Annotated in this window: 14 protein-coding genes and 1 pseudogene; 10 read left to right on the top strand and 5 right to left on the bottom strand. The window is 57.1% G+C overall.

Annotated features, from left to right (window positions below):
- Positions 1-260: 260 nt before the first annotated feature.
- The 3 genes and pseudogenes from puuE to ACMWKK_RS17825 all read right to left on the bottom strand — a co-directional run bounded on the left by puuE (position 261) and on the right by ACMWKK_RS17825 (position 2,666).
- Positions 261-1,160, bottom strand: coding sequence for an allantoinase PuuE (gene puuE, locus ACMWKK_RS17835; protein ID WP_223239944.1), 900 nt, complete (start codon positions 1,158-1,160; stop codon positions 261-263).
- Positions 1,078-1,950 (bottom strand): annotated as a pseudogene (hpxA, locus tag ACMWKK_RS17830) (allantoin racemase). Before hpxA ends, puuE begins: the two are co-directional and overlap by 83 nt.
- Positions 1,950-2,666 (bottom strand): GntR family transcriptional regulator, encoded by a 717-nt coding sequence (locus tag ACMWKK_RS17825; protein ID WP_045326883.1) that lies wholly within the window; start codon positions 2,664-2,666, stop codon positions 1,950-1,952. The pseudogene hpxA and the gene ACMWKK_RS17825 overlap by 1 nt, the downstream one beginning before the upstream one ends.
- 144 nt (positions 2,667-2,810) lie before the next feature.
- Between ACMWKK_RS17825 and ACMWKK_RS17820 the strand changes: the two genes are divergently transcribed.
- Positions 2,811-4,307 carry an NCS1 family nucleobase:cation symporter-1 gene (locus ACMWKK_RS17820; protein WP_112781175.1) on the top strand — a complete coding sequence of 499 codons (1,497 nt, stop codon included), beginning with the start codon at positions 2,811-2,813 and terminating at the stop codon, positions 4,305-4,307.
- A gap of 99 nt (positions 4,308-4,406) precedes the next feature.
- Entirely contained in the window at positions 4,407-5,726 is a 1,320-nt protein-coding gene (gene guaD / locus ACMWKK_RS17815; protein ID WP_045326881.1) for a guanine deaminase, read from the top strand.
- On the opposite strand, the gene uraH is transcribed toward guaD, so the two are convergent.
- Positions 5,706-6,029, bottom strand: a complete 324-nt coding sequence (gene uraH / locus ACMWKK_RS17810; protein ID WP_112781176.1) for a hydroxyisourate hydrolase — start codon at positions 6,027-6,029, stop codon at positions 5,706-5,708. The genes guaD and uraH overlap by 21 nt on opposite strands.
- Positions 6,026-6,526, bottom strand: a complete 501-nt coding sequence (uraD, locus tag ACMWKK_RS17805; protein ID WP_045326879.1) for a 2-oxo-4-hydroxy-4-carboxy-5-ureidoimidazoline decarboxylase — start codon at positions 6,524-6,526, stop codon at positions 6,026-6,028. Before uraD ends, uraH begins: the two co-directional genes overlap by 4 nt.
- Before the next feature lie 239 nt (positions 6,527-6,765).
- Between uraD and hpxO the strand changes: the two genes are divergently transcribed.
- The 8 genes from hpxO to ACMWKK_RS17765 all read left to right on the top strand — a co-directional run bounded on the left by hpxO (position 6,766) and on the right by ACMWKK_RS17765 (position 16,648).
- Complete coding sequence (gene hpxO / locus ACMWKK_RS17800; RefSeq protein ID WP_045326878.1) at positions 6,766-7,920, top strand: FAD-dependent urate hydroxylase HpxO; 1,155 nt, start codon at positions 6,766-6,768, stop codon at positions 7,918-7,920.
- 17 nt (positions 7,921-7,937) lie between these two features.
- The gene (gene hpxD, locus ACMWKK_RS17795; protein ID WP_112781177.1) at positions 7,938-8,972 is read left to right on the top strand and encodes a molybdenum cofactor-independent xanthine hydroxylase subunit HpxD; all 1,035 of its coding nucleotides are present in this window, start codon (positions 7,938-7,940) and stop codon (positions 8,970-8,972) included.
- Positions 8,973-8,983: 11 nt separating this feature from the next.
- The gene (locus ACMWKK_RS17790) at positions 8,984-9,919 is read left to right on the top strand and encodes a PDR/VanB family oxidoreductase (RefSeq protein WP_112781178.1); all 936 of its coding nucleotides are present in this window, start codon (positions 8,984-8,986) and stop codon (positions 9,917-9,919) included.
- A gap of 890 nt (positions 9,920-10,809) precedes the next feature.
- Positions 10,810-11,121 carry a LuxR C-terminal-related transcriptional regulator gene (locus tag ACMWKK_RS17785; RefSeq protein WP_181663669.1) on the top strand — a complete coding sequence of 104 codons (312 nt, stop codon included), beginning with the start codon at positions 10,810-10,812 and terminating at the stop codon, positions 11,119-11,121.
- 61 nt (positions 11,122-11,182) lie between these two features.
- Positions 11,183-11,761 (top strand): common pilus major fimbrillin subunit EcpA, encoded by a 579-nt coding sequence (gene ecpA, locus ACMWKK_RS17780; protein ID WP_045330800.1) that lies wholly within the window; start codon positions 11,183-11,185, stop codon positions 11,759-11,761.
- A 63-nt stretch (positions 11,762-11,824) separates the two neighbouring features.
- A complete protein-coding gene (locus ACMWKK_RS17775; RefSeq protein WP_045330710.1) occupies positions 11,825-12,502 on the top strand; it encodes a hypothetical protein in 678 nt (225 codons plus the stop codon).
- Between the two features lie 8 nt (positions 12,503-12,510).
- Positions 12,511-15,045, top strand: a complete 2,535-nt coding sequence (locus ACMWKK_RS17770; RefSeq protein ID WP_161656520.1) for a TcfC E-set like domain-containing protein — start codon at positions 12,511-12,513, stop codon at positions 15,043-15,045.
- Positions 15,035-16,648 (top strand): fimbrial protein, encoded by a 1,614-nt coding sequence (locus tag ACMWKK_RS17765; RefSeq protein ID WP_112781180.1) that lies wholly within the window; start codon positions 15,035-15,037, stop codon positions 16,646-16,648. The genes ACMWKK_RS17770 and ACMWKK_RS17765 overlap by 11 nt, the downstream gene beginning before the upstream one ends.
- Positions 16,649-16,652: the final 4 nt, after the last annotated feature.

Raw genomic sequence — 16,652 nt, 5'->3', positions numbered from 1 at the left:
GGGATAACGCTTGCGTACTACGACCGAAAAACCCAGAGTGTGATCCGGATAGACTAAAAGTGTTACCTATGTTCCCGGTCTGATCTGTCACCTATGTATCCGGTCATACAGCAGCGCCACCGGGCAAAACATCGCACAATTATGTCTGAAACGGTTTGCTTGTGACGGCACAGGTGAGTTTGATGGTGTAACACCGCCGGGAATACGAGATTCCGTAGGCCGGGTAAGGCGCAGCCGCCACCCGGCAAAACACGGCTCAATTATTTCTGAAACGGATGCACCTCCCGCCAGTGGTCCGCAATCTGCTGGCGGGTACAGACCCACACCCGCTCGTGCTGCTGCACGTAATCCAGGAACCGCTGCAGCGCGCGAAAACGCCCCGGCCGCCCCAGCAGGCGGCAGTGCATGCCGATGGACATCATTTTCGGCGCGCGTTCCCCCTCCTCATACAGCACGTCAAAACTGTCTTTCAGATACGTATAAAACTGCTCGGCGGTGTTGAACCCCTGCGCGGTGGCGAAGCGCATGTCGTTCGCATCCAGCGTGTAGGGCACTATCAGGTGCGGTTTACGGGTGCCGTCGCTGCAGGCCACTTCCGTCCAGAAAGGCAGGTCGTCGCCATAGTAGTCGCTGTCGTAGTCGAAGCCGCCGTGCTCCACCACCAGCTGGCGGGTGTTGGGGCTGTCGCGGCCGGTGTACCAGCCCGTCGGCGGCTTGCCGAACAGGTCGGTCAGCACCTGCACCGCTTTATGCAGGTGTTCGCGCTCCTGGCTGATATCCATGCTCTGATAATGGATCCAGCGCCAGCCGTGGCTGACCACGTCGTAATCCGCCGCCCTGATTGCCTCGACGATCTCCGGGTGACGCGCCAGCGCCATCGCTACGCCGAAGACCGTCAGCGGCAGGCCGCGCTTCTGGAATTCATTGTGGATCCGCCAGAACCCGGCGCGGCTGCCGTACTCGTAGAGGGAGTCCATCGACATGTGTTTGTCCGGGTAGCTGGCCGCGCCGATGATGTCCGACAGGAACTGCTCGGAACCGGCATCGCCGTGCAGAACGTGGTTTTCCGCACCCTCTTCATAATTGAGCACAAACTGTACGGCGATGCGCGCCTGATTCGGCCAGCGCGCGTGCGGCGGGCTGCCCGCGTAGCCGCGCAGATCCCGCGGGTAATCCTGATCAAAAAGCCCCATTGCCACCCCCAAAAAATTAAAATGGATTCAGTGCCTGAAACTGCCCGCTTAACGGTTTGTTCTCCGGGAACGCCAAATCCCCGTGCTTGCTGGTCGACAGCCCCAGCGCCACCAGCGATTCCACCATCTTCACCGCCGCGCTGACGCCGTCGATCACCGGCACGCGCAGCTCGCGCGTTAGCTCCTGCGCCAGGGTCGCCATGCCGCCGCAGCCCAGCACGATGGCGCCGCAGCCGTCCTCTTTCAGCGCCTGGATACAGCGCGCGCGCACTTTTTCCTGCGCCTGACCGCTGCCGTCCTCCAGCGCCAGTACCGGAAGGTCGATGGCGTGCAGCGCCGCGCAGCGATCGTGAAAGCCGTACTGATGCAGCAGATGACGGGCAATAATCAGCGTGCGCGGCAGCGTGGTGACCACCGAAAAGCGCGTCGCCACCAGCGTCGCCATATGCATCGCGGCTTCGGCGATGCCGATAACCGGCCCCTGCGCCAGCTCGCGCGCCGCCAGCAGGCCCGGATCGCCAAAGCAGGCGATGACGTGACCGTCCACGCCCTGCTCCCTGCCTTTTTTGATCTGCTCCAGAACACCGACGGCGGCGATGGCCTCGTCAAAGTGGCCTTCTATAGACGGCACGCCCGCGGTTGGGCAGACGGCGATGATTTCGGTTCCCGGCGCAGCGATCGCGCGGGCCGCCGCGCCGATGGTTTCCGTCATCGCGATGCTGGTGTTGGGGTTGATCACTTGTATACGGACGGACATTACGACTCCTTGTGGCCGGCAAACAGCCGGGCAAAATCAGGCAGACACTCGCCCGCCCGCTCAAAGCAAAGGCTGGCAACAATATGTTCAAAATGGTGCATGAGGGCATCGCTTAATGGCTCAAGCGCCTTCTGGCGCAGCAGATCCACCAGCTGTTCGTGATCGTTGCAGCGGCAGCCCTGCCGCCAGGGCGCGCCCCAGGTGGCAATCACCAGCGACGAGCGCTGGCTCAGGCCGGTCACCATCTCGGTGAGCACCTGGTTGCCGGAGATGGCCTGCAGCTGAATATGAAAACTGGCGGAGTGGCGGATCGCCGCCGGGCCGTCGTACGCCTCGTGCGCCTGCTGCTCCTGGCGAATAATGGCCTCCAGCGCGGCAAGGTGCGGCGGCTGGCAGTGGGCCAGCACGTCCGGCAGGTTGGCGACCTCCAGCAGGGCGCGGGTGCGGAAGATGTGCCGCGCCTCTTCTACCGTCGGGCTGGCGACGTGTGCACCACGCCTGGGCGATAAGGTGACCATTTGCACTGCGGCGAGTCGTTGAAGCACCTTGCGGATGCCCGTGCGGCTCACGCCAAAGACCTCGGCCAGCGCCTCTTCCGGCAGTTTGCTCCCCGGCAGCAGCTGATGTTCGACAATCGCGGTCATCAGCGCCTGAAAGATCGATTCGTCTTTGTCATGCAGGTCTGGCGCGGTCTGCAGGGCATTTAGGTTGTTCATTTAACACTCCATATTTAACTTCGCGTTATCGAATCGTATACATAAAAATAAAATATTGCATACAAGATTTATTATTTTGGCCTGGATCCTGCAACCCCCTCTGCACGCCCACTCAAGGGGTTTTCATTCACAGGAGCAGGTTTCATGCCAAACAGTCAAAACGCGCAGCAGGGTACGGCCGCTGATTCCGATGCGGCTTACAGCCCACGTCTTTGCAATGAGGATCTGGCACCGACGCGTGACCAGAACTGGAGCTGGTACAACATCTTTTCGTTCTGGATGTCGGACGTGCACAGCATGGGAGGATATGTTGTCGCCGCGAGCTTCTTTACGCTCGGGCTGGCAAGCTGGCAGGTCCTGCTCTGCCTGCTGGTGGGGATTTGCATCGTGCAGCTATGCGCCAACCTGGTGGCAAAACCGAGCCAGATGGCGGGCGTGCCCTATGCGGTGATCAGCCGTCAGGCGTTTGGCGTCTTCGGCGCCAATATTCCGGCGGTGATCCGCGGGCTGATTGCCTTCGCGTGGTACGGCATCCAGACCTATCTGGCCGCCAACGCCCTGATGCTGGTGGCGCTGAAGTTCTGGCCGTCACTCTCTTCGCTCACCACCGGCGCGTTCCTCGGCCTGTCGCATCTGGGCTGGATCTGCTTTGCCATTATGTGGGTTCTGCAGGCGATGGTCTTCTGGCACGGCATGAGCGCCATCAAGCGCTTTATTGATATCGCCGGTCCGGCGGTCTACGTGGTGATGCTGGCCCTCGCAGGCTGGATTGTATACAAGACCGGTTTCGACGGCATCTCCTTTACCCTCGCCAGCAAATCCCTGAGCGTGGGCGAGCAGACCTGGCAGATGATCACCGCGACCGCGCTGGTGGTCTCCTACTTCTCCGGCCCGCTGCTCAACTTTGGCGACTTCTCCCGCTACGGCAAAAGCATGGGGGAGATCCGCCGCGGCAACCGCTGGGGGCTGCCGTTTAACTTCCTGCTGTTCTCCATCGTCACCGTGGTGATTGTCTCCGGCACGCAGTCGCTGTTTGGCCGCATGATCACCGACCCTATCGAAACCGTCAGCCGCGTGGGTAACGATCTGGCGGTGGCGATTGGCCTGCTGACGATGATCACCGCCACCATCGGGATTAACATTGTGGCGAACTTCGTCTCACCGGCCTTTGATTTCTCTAACTGCTCGCCGCAGAAAATCAGCTTCCGCACCGGGGGGATGATTGCCGCCGTCGGCTCGATCCTGCTCACCCCGTGGAACCTGTTCAACTCGCCGGAGCTTATCCACTACACCCTGGACGTGCTCGGGGCATTTATCGGCCCGCTGTTCGGCATTCTGATTGCCGATTTCTACCTGATTAAGCGCGGCAAGGTGTCGGTGGACGATCTGTTCGACGACACGCCGAAGGGCAAATACTGGTATCGCAACGGCTTTAACCCAAAAGCCATCGGCGCGCTGATCCCCTCCGTTGCCGTGGGCCTGGTCATTAGCTTTATCCCGGCCCTGCATGAGGTGGCAAACTTCAGCTGGTTCATCGGCGTCTTCCTCGGCGGCGTGACCTACCGCTGGCTGGCGCGGGAAGATCGCGAGACGGCAGGTGCGACGACGTTCAGCTCCCGCGTAGCGACGCAAAAAGAGTAACCCTCCCCCTCGGGCCGCAGCGTAACTGCGGCCCGTTCATTCTGGCACCGTTCTTGCTGAGCCTTCTTACCCCGCTACGCAAACACCAAGGCAGGAACCATGATGGAATACCAGACTGCGATACGCGGTGCATTTTTTGACATTGCCCAGGTCTGCGACAGCGCGGACGCGATCGCCGAACACGCGCGCTACCTTGAGGACGGGCTGCTGTTTATCCAGAACGGCACCATTCTGGCGCACATGCCGTGGCAGGAGGGCGAGCAGTATCTTGACCCTCACAAGGGCTACACCGATATGCGCGGCAGGCTCCTGCTGCCCGGTTTTATCGATACCCACGTCCATTACCCGCAGACGGAGATGATCGGCGCCTTTGGCGAGCAGCTGCTGGAGTGGCTGACCACCTACACCTTTCCGGTGGAGAGCCAGTTTGCCGATGAGGCCTACGCGACAGAGATCGCCGAATTTTTCATTAACCAGCTGGTGAGCAACGGCACCACCACCGCGCTGGTGTTCTGCACGCTGCATCCGGAATCGGTCGAGGCGCTGTTTGCAGAGGCGCTGCGCCTTAACATGCGCCTTATCGCCGGAAAGGTGATGATGGACAGACACGCGCCGGACTACCTGAGCGAAGACGCGAAGCAGAGCTACCGGCAGACGCGGGCGCTGATCCAGCGCTGGCATCATCGCGGGCGTCTGGGATACGCCATTACACCGCGCTTTGCCCCGACGTCATCCCCCGAGCTGCTTGCCGCGGTCAGCCTGCTCAGAGAGGAGTTTCCGGATACCTGGCTGCAGACCCACCTGAGCGAAAACCCCAACGAAGTGGCCTGGGTGAGCGACCTCTGGCCGGAGCACGAGCGCTATCTGGACGTGTATCACCACTACGGCCTGACCGGCGAGCGCAGCATGTTTGCCCACGCGATCCATCTTCACCACAGCGAGTGGCAGTGCCTGCATGATACCGGCTCGGCGGTGGCGTTTTGCCCCACTTCTAACCTGTTCCTCGGCAGCGGGCTGTTTCGCCTGCCCGCCTGCTGGCAGCACAGGGTGCGGATGGGCATCGGCACCGACGTCGGGGCGGGCACCACCTTCAGCATGCTGCGCACGCTGGGGGAAGCCTACAAGGTCGGCCAGCTTCAGAGCTACCGCCTGCGCGCCAGCGAGGCGTTTTATCACGCCACGCTGGGCGGCGCGCACGCCCTCCGCCTGGACGATAAGATTGGCAACTTCACGCCCGGCAAAGAGGCGGATTTCGTCGTCATCGACCCGGACGTGACGCCGCTGCAGCGCCTGCGCAATCGCCGCTGCCAGGATATCTACGAGCAGCTTTTTGTGCTGATGACCCTCGGTGACGAGCGCAACATCAGCGAAACCTGGGTCAACGGCGAGCGGGTGTGGTCAACTGCCCCGGTAGGTTGACCACCCGCCGGGCGCAATCACAAACGGCAGATGAAAGTGCTCGTCTGCCGCTCCTCCCGTCACAAAATCAATCTGCGCGCAGGGATAGATCGTGTCGCGGCCACTGTTGCTAAACCATTGGCCGATCTCCGCCACCAGCCGGTAGCGGCCTTTTGGCAGAGCGGGCACGAAGGCGGCAATGCGCCCCTGCGCGTTGGTGACGCCCGTGGCCAGCGTGTTCCCGTCCTGCTGCAGGTGAACCGTCACGCCCTCTGCGGGCTTGCCCGTCGAAATATCAAGAATATGGGTGCTGAGCGTGCTCATTCGCCAATCACTCCTTCCAGCCTTAGCAGCGTGATGTCCCGCAGCTGTTCCAGCGCGGCGTGTACCTCCTGCGCATCGCTGTTCTCCAGCCGCGCGTGCAGGGCCTGTAAAATCTCCTCGCCGCTGCGCCCCTTCGCGCGGATCAAAAAGACGCGTCCGAAGCGGGCCTCGTAGCGGGCATTGCCCTCACGCAGCGCCCGGGCAAGGGCAGCATCGCGATCGTTCACCGCCCCCTGCTCCTGGCGCGACAGCGCCGCCTCCGCCTGTGAGCCCGTTGGCTTTTCTCCGATGCGCGGATGGGCGCTCAATGCTTGCGTTAATGCCGCGTTGTCCCAGGTTTGCGTCAGCGATTTTGCCGTACTGAACAATTCGTCCCGGCTGGCGTAAGGCCGCCCGCGAACCAGCGCATCGGCCCAGTCGGGTAGCGCCACGCAGGGGTGAACCAGCGCGAACGCCTTTTCGTGGGAAAGATGATTGAAGTCGTGCAGTCCGATCATAGCGTCTCCTTTATTGTCCTTCTCCGGGGTATTGCACAAACCACGCCACTCTGAGCGAGGACGTGAAACAGTCGATTCCGCATAGCTCAACGGGAAATTTTTGATTCAAGAAAAGGCACGCTCACGGCGTTTTCGCACCTTAGCAGTGCAAACGCCTGCCCCACAATGCCGTTTTCGCCACTCTGCAGCCTGGTACGCAAATTGCTGAATGTCTTTACACCCTGCAAAAGGAGAGAAGCATGAGAGCAATCGTTATTGGCGCGGGTATTGGCGGCCTGAGCGCCGCCGTCGCGCTGAAGAAAGCGGGCATCGACTGTACCGTATTTGAAGCCGTGAAGGAGATCAGGCCCGTCGGGGCAGCCATCTCCATCTGGCCGAACGGCGTGAAGTGCATGCAGCACCTCGGCATGGGCGACATCATCGAGACCTACGGCGGCCCGATGCGTTTTATGGCCTACAAGGATTACCGGCGCGGCGAGACCCTGACCCGCTTTAGCCTTGCCCCGCTGGTCGAACGCACCGGCGGGCGTCCCTGCCCCGTCTCGCGCGCCGAGCTTCAGCGCGAAATGCTGGACTTCTGGGGCCGCGACAGGGTGCAGTTTGGCAAGCGCGTCGAACGCGTCCGTGAAGACGACGCGGGCGTGAGCGTCACCTTTACCGACGGCACCACGGCAACCGGCGATTTCCTGATTGCCGCCGACGGCAGCCACTCTGCGGTTCGCCCGTACGTGCTGGGGTACACGCCGGAGCGCCGCTACGCCGGGTACGTGAACTGGAACGGGCTGGTGAAGATTGATGAAGAGATCGCCCCGGCGCACCAGTGGACCACCTTCGTTGGCGAAGGCAAACGCGTGTCGCTGATGCCGGTTTCCGGCGGTCGCTTCTATTTCTTTTTTGACGTGCCGCTCCCCGCCGGTCTGGCGGAAGATCGCACCACCCTGCGCGCCGATCTCACGGGCTACTTCCGCGGCTGGGCCCCGCCGGTGCAAAAGCTTATCGCGGCGCTCGACCCCGACACCACCAACCGGATTGAGATCCACGACATCGAACCGTTCGACACCCTGGTACGCGGCAACGTCGCGCTATTGGGGGATGCCGGGCACAGCACCACGCCGGATATCGGTCAGGGCGGCTGCGCGGCGATGGAAGATGCCGTGGTGCTGGGCGAATGCCTGCGTGAAAACCACAGCATCACGCTGGCGCTGCGGCAGTACGAAGCGCTGCGCTGCGACCGGGTGCGCGACCTGGTGCTGAAGGCGCGCAAGCGCTGCGACGTCACCCACGGGAAAGACATGGCGTTGACCCAGGCCTGGTATCAGGAGCTGAAAGAGGAGACCGGGGAGCGCATCATTAACGGTCTGTGCGAGACCATTCAGGGCGGCCCGTTAGGCTGAACGTAAGAGGGACAACGATGAAAAGAGAACCGACTCCACCCGCCCACTGCACGTTTGAGCCAGAGGACTGGCTGCGCCTGGCGAAATGCTGGCATCCGGTCGCCCGCGCCTGCGACGTCGGCCCGGCGCCGGTCAAGGCGACCCTGCTGGACGAACCGCTGGTGATTTACCGGATTAATGACCAGGTCGTGGTCGCCCGTGACGTCTGCCCGCACCGCGGCGTGCCGCTGACGCTCGGCTTTCATGACGAGCACGGGATTATCTGCCCTTACCACGGCTTACGTTTCGGAGAGGACGGGCGCTGCAACCGAATCCCCTCCAGCCCCGACCAGCCCGTGCCGGCGAAGCTGAACCTGATTAACTACGCCGTAGAGGAACGCTTTGGCCTGATCTGGACCTGCCTGGCCTTTGACCCGGAAAATCCCGTGCCGCTGCCCACCATGCCGCACTGGGATGATGACGGATTTCAGCAGATCAACTGCCCGGCGTTTGAGGTGAACGGCTTCGCCGGGCGTCAGGTGGAAGGGTTTCTGGACGTGGCGCACTTCGCCTGGATCCATACCGATACCTTTGCGGATCCGGATAACCCGCTGGTGCCCCACTATCAGCCGCAGGAGACGCCGTTTGGGTTTGTAGCCGATTACTGGAGTTCCGTCAGCAACTATCCCGCCAGTTCACCCGTGCAGGCGCCGGAAGGCTTCCAGTGGCTGCGCCATTTTGAAATGCATCTGCCGTTTACCGCCACCCTGACGATCCATTTCCCGGGGGAATCCCGGCTGGTGATTATGAACGCCGCGTCGCCGGTGTCCTCGCGGGTAACCCGAATGTTCGCCCCTATCGCCCGCAACTTTGATCTGCATATTCCGGTAGAGGACGTGCATGCCTTCAATCTGCGGATTTTTGAAGAGGATCGCCTGATGGTCGAAACCCAGCGTCCGGAAAGCCTGCCGCTGGATCTGACGCTGGAGGCCCATATTCCCGCGGATAAAAGCTCGATTGCCTACCGTCGGGGGCTGAAAAAAATGGGCTTTGGCGAATTTTTCCTGGTATGACGGAGGCCGATATGCAGAGCGTAATTGTTGACGGGCTGTGGCGCGAGGGCGACAGGAGCCTCGCCGTCAGGCTGGTGGCTGAAAACGGTGAAACCCTGCCGCGGTGGCAGCCGGGGGCACATATTGACGTGCATCTGCCCTGCGGCGTGGTGCGCCAGTATTCCCTGACCGGGGCATGTGAGGACGACGGGTATCTTATCTGCGTGGGGCGGGAAACCGCCTCGCGCGGCGGGTCGCGCTACGTTCACGAGACGCTGCGGCCCGGGCAGAAGCTGACAATCTCGGCCCCGCGCAATTTGTTCCCGCTTCAGCAGGCAGAGCGTGTGCTGCTGCTGGCGGCGGGGATCGGCATCACGCCGCTGTACGCCATGGCCCTGCAGCTGAAGGCTGCCGGAACGCCGTTTACGCTGCACTACTACGTTAAACACCGGGAAAGCGCGGCGTTTGTTCGGGAACTTTCACAGTTCGGTGAGTGCACTATTCATACCGACAGCCCGCGCGCCGCGCTGGCAGAGCATCTTCCGATAGCGCAGGCGGGGCTTCACGCCTGGGTCTGCGGCCCGGCGGGCTTTATGGAAAAAGCGCGCGAGCTGGCAACCGCGAAAGGGTGGGATGATGCCCAGCTTCACAGCGAGGCGTTTCAGCCCGTGGCCCCGGTCACAAGCGGCGTCGCGGGCGAGATCTTTATGGTCAAACTGGCCTCTACCGGGGACCGCTGGCCTGTCCCTGCGGATAAAACCATCGCCCAGGTCCTGCTGGAAAATGGCGTGGCGGTTCCGCTCTCCTGCGAGATGGGGATCTGCGGGGCCTGCCTGACGCCGGTGATTGACGGCGTGGTGGATCACCGGGATAGCGTACAGTCTGAGGCGGAAAAAAACGCGCCGGAGCAGCAGGTGGCGCTGTGCTGTTCGCGGAGCCATTCCGGGGAGCTGGCGATCGGGCTGTAGAGTGAAAAATCCTGCGATAGCCCTATCGCAGGGTTATCGTTGAGCATTTGTGAACACCTCAGTCGGCGCGTGAATCTTTCACAGGTCGTTAACGTTTGGTGCCTCTCGCCAGGGGGATTTCTGCAGCAAATCTCTGCACGAGATCAATTATTGAACGTCAATCCTTCCAGCGGAATTTGTTTAACCCCACCCTTTCGCGTCAAATTAAACCATTTAAATACGCATATTTAACAAATAAATAACCAAAAAATCACAACCCAAAAACAAACATCGTGCTCTTGATTCTTTTTTTGATTAATCGTGCTGTTTTTTTTTAACCAATTGCCTCACTGAGAAAGCGAAAATTCCTATATGAATGCGTAAAATTCCTGGTTCATTTCAAGAACAAAAAACCACCAATTAAGACAATTCTCATATAAAATAGCCATTTAGCCATTTCTCATCGTCTAAGAAAATCCAGGAATATACAGATATTTATTTGTGGACACATTTAGAAATTAAAGTTGTCACATTTTTACGCTAGCCATAATATAACGACATCACAGGACAACAGGGTAAATAACAACAAGGAAATAAATCGGCATATGCCATCGCAGAAATATGAAAAAGTATGCTGTATGAGTTGTCATTATCATTGCGAGCTTAGACCACAGCCCACGATAAAGATGATAAATTGCATTGAAAATCAATACTGCTTATGGCCCGACAAAAATACGTATTTGAAGACAGGGATTAAGCTTGCCCTCGTGAATACGCATTATAATTTTGTTCATGCCGGGTTCATTTTCGTTGATTTTTCTCGCTATAACGTCAGATTGTTTACTAACAGTAAGTGGATTGAGTACCTGACTCAATCAGGATTACGATTAATACTCATCTCTGACAGATCAATGCAACCGCTGGCCTTGTACTGGAAAAAGCGTTGTCAGGAGATATTTTCCGTTATTAGCACCAGCGATACCAAAGCTGAAATAGAAAAGAAAATAAACGTTTCTTTTCTCGGGCATCGGGATGAGCGCTCACATCGTAAAAGGCTCAATGATAAAGAGGTGCGTGTTTTAGATCTTATGCTCGCCGAGAAAAGCGTTAAAGAAATAGCAAAAACATTGTCAGAGACTGAAAGGAAAGTCTACGCAATAAGACTCAGCCTGCAAAATAAGATGGGAGGCAGAGGGAGATTAAATACCATAATCTCCGGATAGAAAGTAAACATCGCAGTAACTCCATTAATGGAACTAACTTTATACTTTTAGGAAAATGAAAATGAACAAAATCGTATTAGCGGGTATTGTGGCAGCTGCTCTTATTTCTTCCAATGCAATGGCTGATATTACAGCCTCTGCCACTGCAAGCTGGGATGCGAGCGCAACCAAAGACACCACCAGCGCACTGGTTGTTACCCCTCTTAAATCGCTGACATTCCAGTATGCAGAGGGAATTAAAGCGTTTAACACTCAAAAAGGCGCATTTGATATCACCATCGAAGGCCAGTCCGGCGCGACTGACTTCATGCTGACCTCTCAGATCGTGAGCAACACCCTGAGCCGCACCACTGATGCCTCCACTCTGGATGTTGGCGTGAACTGGAACGGCAACGCGCTGAGCAAAACGGCTCCGGTCACCATGATCGACACGGCAAACAACATTTCCGCCGGTCTGGATGCACTGGCGGTGAGCACCGCGTACGCCGGTAGCGACCGTACCAGCGCCCAGGGCAACTTCGATTTCAACATCGAATCAGCCACCTCTGACGGCAGCACCACCGCTCAGTTTAGCGATCTGACAGACGGTTACTGGAGCGGCGACGTTCGCGTGCAGTTTACCGCAGTCTGGACCGTTTAATTCCCGGATTGTAAACCCCCGGGCATCTGCAGGAGGCTTCGGCCTCCTGATAAGGACACACTTATGAAGCTCAATCCCCTGCTGATCTCACTCCCTTTGCTGGCTCTATCACTCTCCACCCAGGCGATTAATGTCGGTGACGTCACTGCCATTATGGGGCCTGAATCAACAAGTTTGTCGAAGGAAATAGCCAATACCACGGATACTGCTCGTTACGTTAGCGTGAGCGTAGAACGCCTTTCCTCTCCCATGGCGGATGGAACTATTATACCGCTCGAGACGAAATCAGAATTATTATCCACGCCTGCAAGTTTAATTTTACCCGGACATGCCAAAGAGAACTTTCGGTTCTTTTACAAAGGGCCGCAAGATGATAAAGAGCGTTATTATCGGATATCCTGGACTGATGAACCGGTAACCGAATTTGGCGCAAGTAAAAATAGAAAACAGGGTGAGGCCACCACCTCAGCCATTATCGGTACAATTCTGGTGGTAGCGCCTCGCAATGAGAAGTTTGATTACCGCCGTAGTAATGACACCGTCACCAATACAGGAAATGCCTCTTTTCGTGTTATTTCCTACGGACCGTGCAGGGACAAAACCAAAGATACCGGACAGGGTTGCCGGGAGCGCTATTACCTGATGCCCGGTGTTAGCGTAAAAATAAAACACACCGACCTCACCAACAAAAAGACACGCATTGGGATCTGGCATGGTGAGACCTATATTAATGTAAACTGAGAACCATTATGGATAATCTGGATTATGTCAAAGGGACGTTGCTTGCTGGATTATTGCTGTCGATAAACCATGGTTGGGCCGCCAGTTCTGCAATGCCCCTTCGCGTCAGCAATTATGTTATCCCTCCCGTATTCGCCAATGCATTATATCAAGGTATGACCGTCCCTGTTTTTATCCGCTATGAAGGTGACTACAGCACTCAGCGCAGCCAGCAAAAAATCGCGGATGCCATTTTGACGGTTAAGGATAATGAATTTCGCGTTACCCAAATTACCCTGAGCGAGTTACCGAACCGTACCGAGCTGTCACCGCAAATCAAATCACTCCTGGCGGGTTTACAGGATAAGAGCATTGGAGACGGTCAGCGCGTCTATATCAGTAAAGATGCGTCGCTGTCCCTTGACACCCGCTCCTTTTATCTTGAACTGACCGTTAATCGGGATGCAATGCAGGCGGCTATTTTACCGCGCACCAATATGCTCGGCGAATCCTCTGCCCAGCAGCTTTCAAGCGTGCTGAATTATTCCATTGGAAGCTACTACAACAAATACGAAAAAAATGACAACGCCAGCAGCTATCTTACGCTCGATAATACCTGGGCACTGCGCGAACACCATCTGAACATCAACGGTTCCGTATATGGTATTGGCACCGGCAATCAGCATGGCGAGCTGTATCGGACCATGTATGAACGGGATTATCAGGGCCGTCGTGTGGCAATGGGGATGGTCGATACCTGGAACCTACAGTCCATCGCCAGCATGAGCGCTCTCAACTCCAGCCGCATTTACGGCATGAGCTACGGCAACAAAAGCAGCTCACAGATTGATGACAACACCCTTGCCCTGGTGCCGGTCACGGTATTCCTGCCAGCCGCCGGGGAGGTTCACGTCTATCGCGACGGCAAACTGCTCAGTATTCAAAACTTCTCCATGGGGAGCTATGAGCTTGATACCTCGCGCCTGCCATTTGGCATTTATAACGTTGACGTTCAGGTCGTGGTGAATGGCCGCGAAGTCAGTCGTCGCACGGCAAATATCAACAAAACCTTTGCCCGGAAATCCAGCGTCACCGGCGATTTGTCGTGGCAGATGTTTGGCGGTGCCCTTGAATACAACAAGATGGATTATCGCCGTCACGGTAACGTTAACTATGGCGAAAAAGAGACATGGATTGCCGGAGTGGCCGCTTCGACAAGCCAGCCCTGGCTTTCGGGTGTAAACCTGAAAACCACGCTGTATGGTTTTGACAGTAACGCCGTGAACGAAACCGAAGCGAATGCTATCTTTAACAACGCCTTTAGCGTTAACCAGCAGGTGCTGCTGGGGAATGACGGCAGCTGGCAGAGCATCTCTACGCTCAATCTCAGCATTCCTGAAGGCTACGGTAACCTATGGGGCTCTCGTCAGTTCAGCCACATCGGCAACCAATTACCTCTCCAGCAAAGCGACTACATGACTATTGGCGCGACGGCCAATATGCGCAAAGCCGCCCCCTTTCTCGGCACGCTGACGGTGAGCCGCACCAACAATAAATACACGGGCAGCACCTATACCAACGTCGATTATAATCAGTCGCTTTTTTCTAATCGCTACGCGACCGTTTCGCTGCGTGCAGGCGTTCAGAACTACCAGTACGAAAACAACGAAAATCTACGCGATAAGTATATCAATATCGACGTATCGATCCCCTTCTCTACCTGGTTCAGCGCTGGCGTTTCAAGTCAGAACGGCAACATGCTGGCGAATGCCACCGTGCGTAAACGCTTCGATGACAGCGTAATTACTCAGGCGGGCGCGTCGCTCTCGAAACGGATTAAACAAGGCAACGATGATAACAGCTACCGATCCGATGACTATGCGGCGAACGGTTTCCTCAGCTACGACACCAAATATAACGCGGGTACGGTATCAATGACCCGTACCGCGCAGAACAGCTCAAACTACAGCCTTAGCTCTCAGGGAAGCGTTGCCTGGACGCAGAAAGATCTGTACGTCGGTAAAGGTACCCAGACAGCAGGTTTGGTCGTCAACACCAACTTCAGCGAACAGGGGCGAATGACCGCACAGATAAACGGCCAAAACTACCCGCTAACGGGTAAGAGTAATTTCATCAGCCTGCCTCCGTACGCGGAATACAGGGTGGAGTTAATGAACGACAAAAATGCGGAAGACAGCGTGGATATTGTCAGCGGTCGCCGCAGCAAAGTCGTGCTTTATCCCGGCAACGTCAGCGTGCTCAACCCGGAAATTAAACAACTCATCACCGTATTTGGCCGCGTGAAAGACGGCCGTGGAGGCTATTACGCCAATACGGATATTCATAACCACATCGGTAAAACCCGCACTGACGAACGCGGCGAGTTCGCCATGGATGTCGACAAGCGCTATCCGGTCATCACGCTGATGGATAAAGCTGGCGGCATCTGCGAAGCGGACCTGGATTTAAATGAGGCCAAAGGCGCCGTATGGCTGGGGGATATCCCATGCGAAATCCAACAACAAACGGCATCACGGACAGGAGACGTTGAAAATGTTTACTAAAGCGCAGAGCGTATTGCTGATGGTGGGCGGGTTGCTCGCCACTCCCGCGCTGGCCCTGACCGCCAGCAGCAGCGGAAGCGGCAGCAATACCTATTTGTTTATCGACAACGCCGTCGATAACGAATACTTCATCACGTCTGGTTCACTCTCACCTCGCTTTAGCGGAGCCAACGTCTGGACGAAATACAAAACGAATCAGCGCAGCCTGGGGTATATGGGTAACTCGGGCTGGAGCTACACCAACCGCTATTTTGACGTGTGGATCGATAACTCACCGATTACTCAGCCGTTTCTCGGTATTCGCTGTATGACCACCGGCGCGAATTGCCCGGCATCAGGCTATATCGCCCCGGACGTTCTGGATAAAAATGGTTTTTATCATGCGATGTCCGGAAGCAGCGTGGAAAATGGCAGCTACGGCGCAGGGACGCTAAGCCCGGCTGCGTATGAGTATTTCCGTAGTCAACCGGTGGGCGCCACCGATACTTTTCAGTTCAACCTGTGCTACATGAATGCCAGGACTGACTACGACTTTGCCTCCGGCGAGCGCTGTAAAGATCTCGCCACCGGCGGCACGTGGCGCTACTACACCATGAGCTTTGAAAAAGTCGGTCACCTAACGCTGAACAGCACCGGAGCAATGGCTGAGATTTGGGTCGCCAGCGACGGCACGCCGAGCGTGAATATGGGTTCTGATTTGTGTCAGGTAGGGGTGGTATCGAACAGCACCGGGCTGATATGTAAAATGGTCTCTTACAACCTGCAGCAAACCAAAACCGTGACCACCTCGCTCGATTTCCAGATGGTTATCGACACGGCGATGCTCGGGTTCTCTCCTGCATCGGCTGATGTGAAATACAGCGGGGACGGTAAGACCTGGACCAACTTCGGAACGTCCAGCACCTATACAAAAGTGTTCAGCACGACCGGGGAGTATGTGTACGTGTTCCTGTCGAACGCGTTTTTCAAAAAAGCACTTGCTGCCGGGACCGACCTGACCAACAAGGATTCGCTGTTCACCTTCTACTTCGACAACTCGGTGACACCGCAATCCGGCTATTACCAGTTCACACCCTCGACGCTTATCAACATCACCCCTCGTGAATATGGCATCAGCATTGTTTCCAGCGATGGGAACGCCGATCCCAAAGCCTCCGGGAAGATTGGCAGTGACGAGCCGATCGCCTTCGAGTACAAGGTGACTACCTCTGCGGCACGTCAGGCTGACAGCATTACCGCGCAGGTTGTCGGCGATTCAACCTCGCTGAACGGCGTGCCGTACTGCCTGTTTACCTCTGCGGACAGCATGCTCAGCGTGCCGGTACCGGCGTATCTTTCGTGGATTTCAGCCACCGGCCAGGAAGTGAAGGTCCGTAATAGCTGCAGCGAAAACCCGGTCGACATGACCGACGCTGCCTGGGTGCAAACCGCATGGAATGCCAACATCGACGACGGATTCTTCTTTACCACCACACTCAAACTGCTGTTTCCGATGAATGATTCCCGCTCAAAACTGACCGTCGATGGGCATGACTGGATGGGGACCGTCAGCGCCAGCGGAGAGGTGAAAGTCACCGCCACGTGGGTGGGCGTCAACCGTTAGGAGA

It is taken from the genome of Enterobacter sp. 01-M-03-SI-ECC (assembly GCF_047530215.1).
Classification (GTDB): Bacteria; Pseudomonadota; Gammaproteobacteria; order Enterobacterales; family Enterobacteriaceae; genus Enterobacter; species Enterobacter chengduensis.
This window is presented reverse-complemented; position numbering and strand designations above follow the sequence as displayed.

Coding starts and splice junctions, on each gene's coding strand:
- ACMWKK_RS17775 (WP_045330710.1), top strand. CDS start 11,825: ATGAAGCTCAATCCCCTGCTGATCTCACTCCCTTTGCTGGCTCTATCA.
- ACMWKK_RS17765 (WP_112781180.1), top strand. CDS start 15,035: ATGTTTACTAAAGCGCAGAGCGTATTGCTGATGGTGGGCGGGTTGCTC.
- ACMWKK_RS17790 (WP_112781178.1), top strand. CDS start 8,984: ATGCAGAGCGTAATTGTTGACGGGCTGTGGCGCGAGGGCGACAGGAGC.
- hpxO (WP_045326878.1), top strand. CDS start 6,766: ATGAGAGCAATCGTTATTGGCGCGGGTATTGGCGGCCTGAGCGCCGCC.
- ACMWKK_RS17820 (WP_112781175.1), top strand. CDS start 2,811: ATGCCAAACAGTCAAAACGCGCAGCAGGGTACGGCCGCTGATTCCGAT.
- guaD (WP_045326881.1), top strand. CDS start 4,407: ATGATGGAATACCAGACTGCGATACGCGGTGCATTTTTTGACATTGCC.
- ecpA (WP_045330800.1), top strand. CDS start 11,183: ATGAACAAAATCGTATTAGCGGGTATTGTGGCAGCTGCTCTTATTTCT.
- hpxD (WP_112781177.1), top strand. CDS start 7,938: ATGAAAAGAGAACCGACTCCACCCGCCCACTGCACGTTTGAGCCAGAG.
- uraD (WP_045326879.1), bottom strand. CDS start 6,526: ATGATCGGACTGCACGACTTCAATCATCTTTCCCACGAAAAGGCGTTC.
- uraH (WP_112781176.1), bottom strand. CDS start 6,029: ATGAGCACGCTCAGCACCCATATTCTTGATATTTCGACGGGCAAGCCC.
- ACMWKK_RS17785 (WP_181663669.1), top strand. CDS start 10,810: ATGCAACCGCTGGCCTTGTACTGGAAAAAGCGTTGTCAGGAGATATTT.
- ACMWKK_RS17825 (WP_045326883.1), bottom strand. CDS start 2,666: ATGAACAACCTAAATGCCCTGCAGACCGCGCCAGACCTGCATGACAAA.
- ACMWKK_RS17770 (WP_161656520.1), top strand. CDS start 12,511: ATGGATAATCTGGATTATGTCAAAGGGACGTTGCTTGCTGGATTATTG.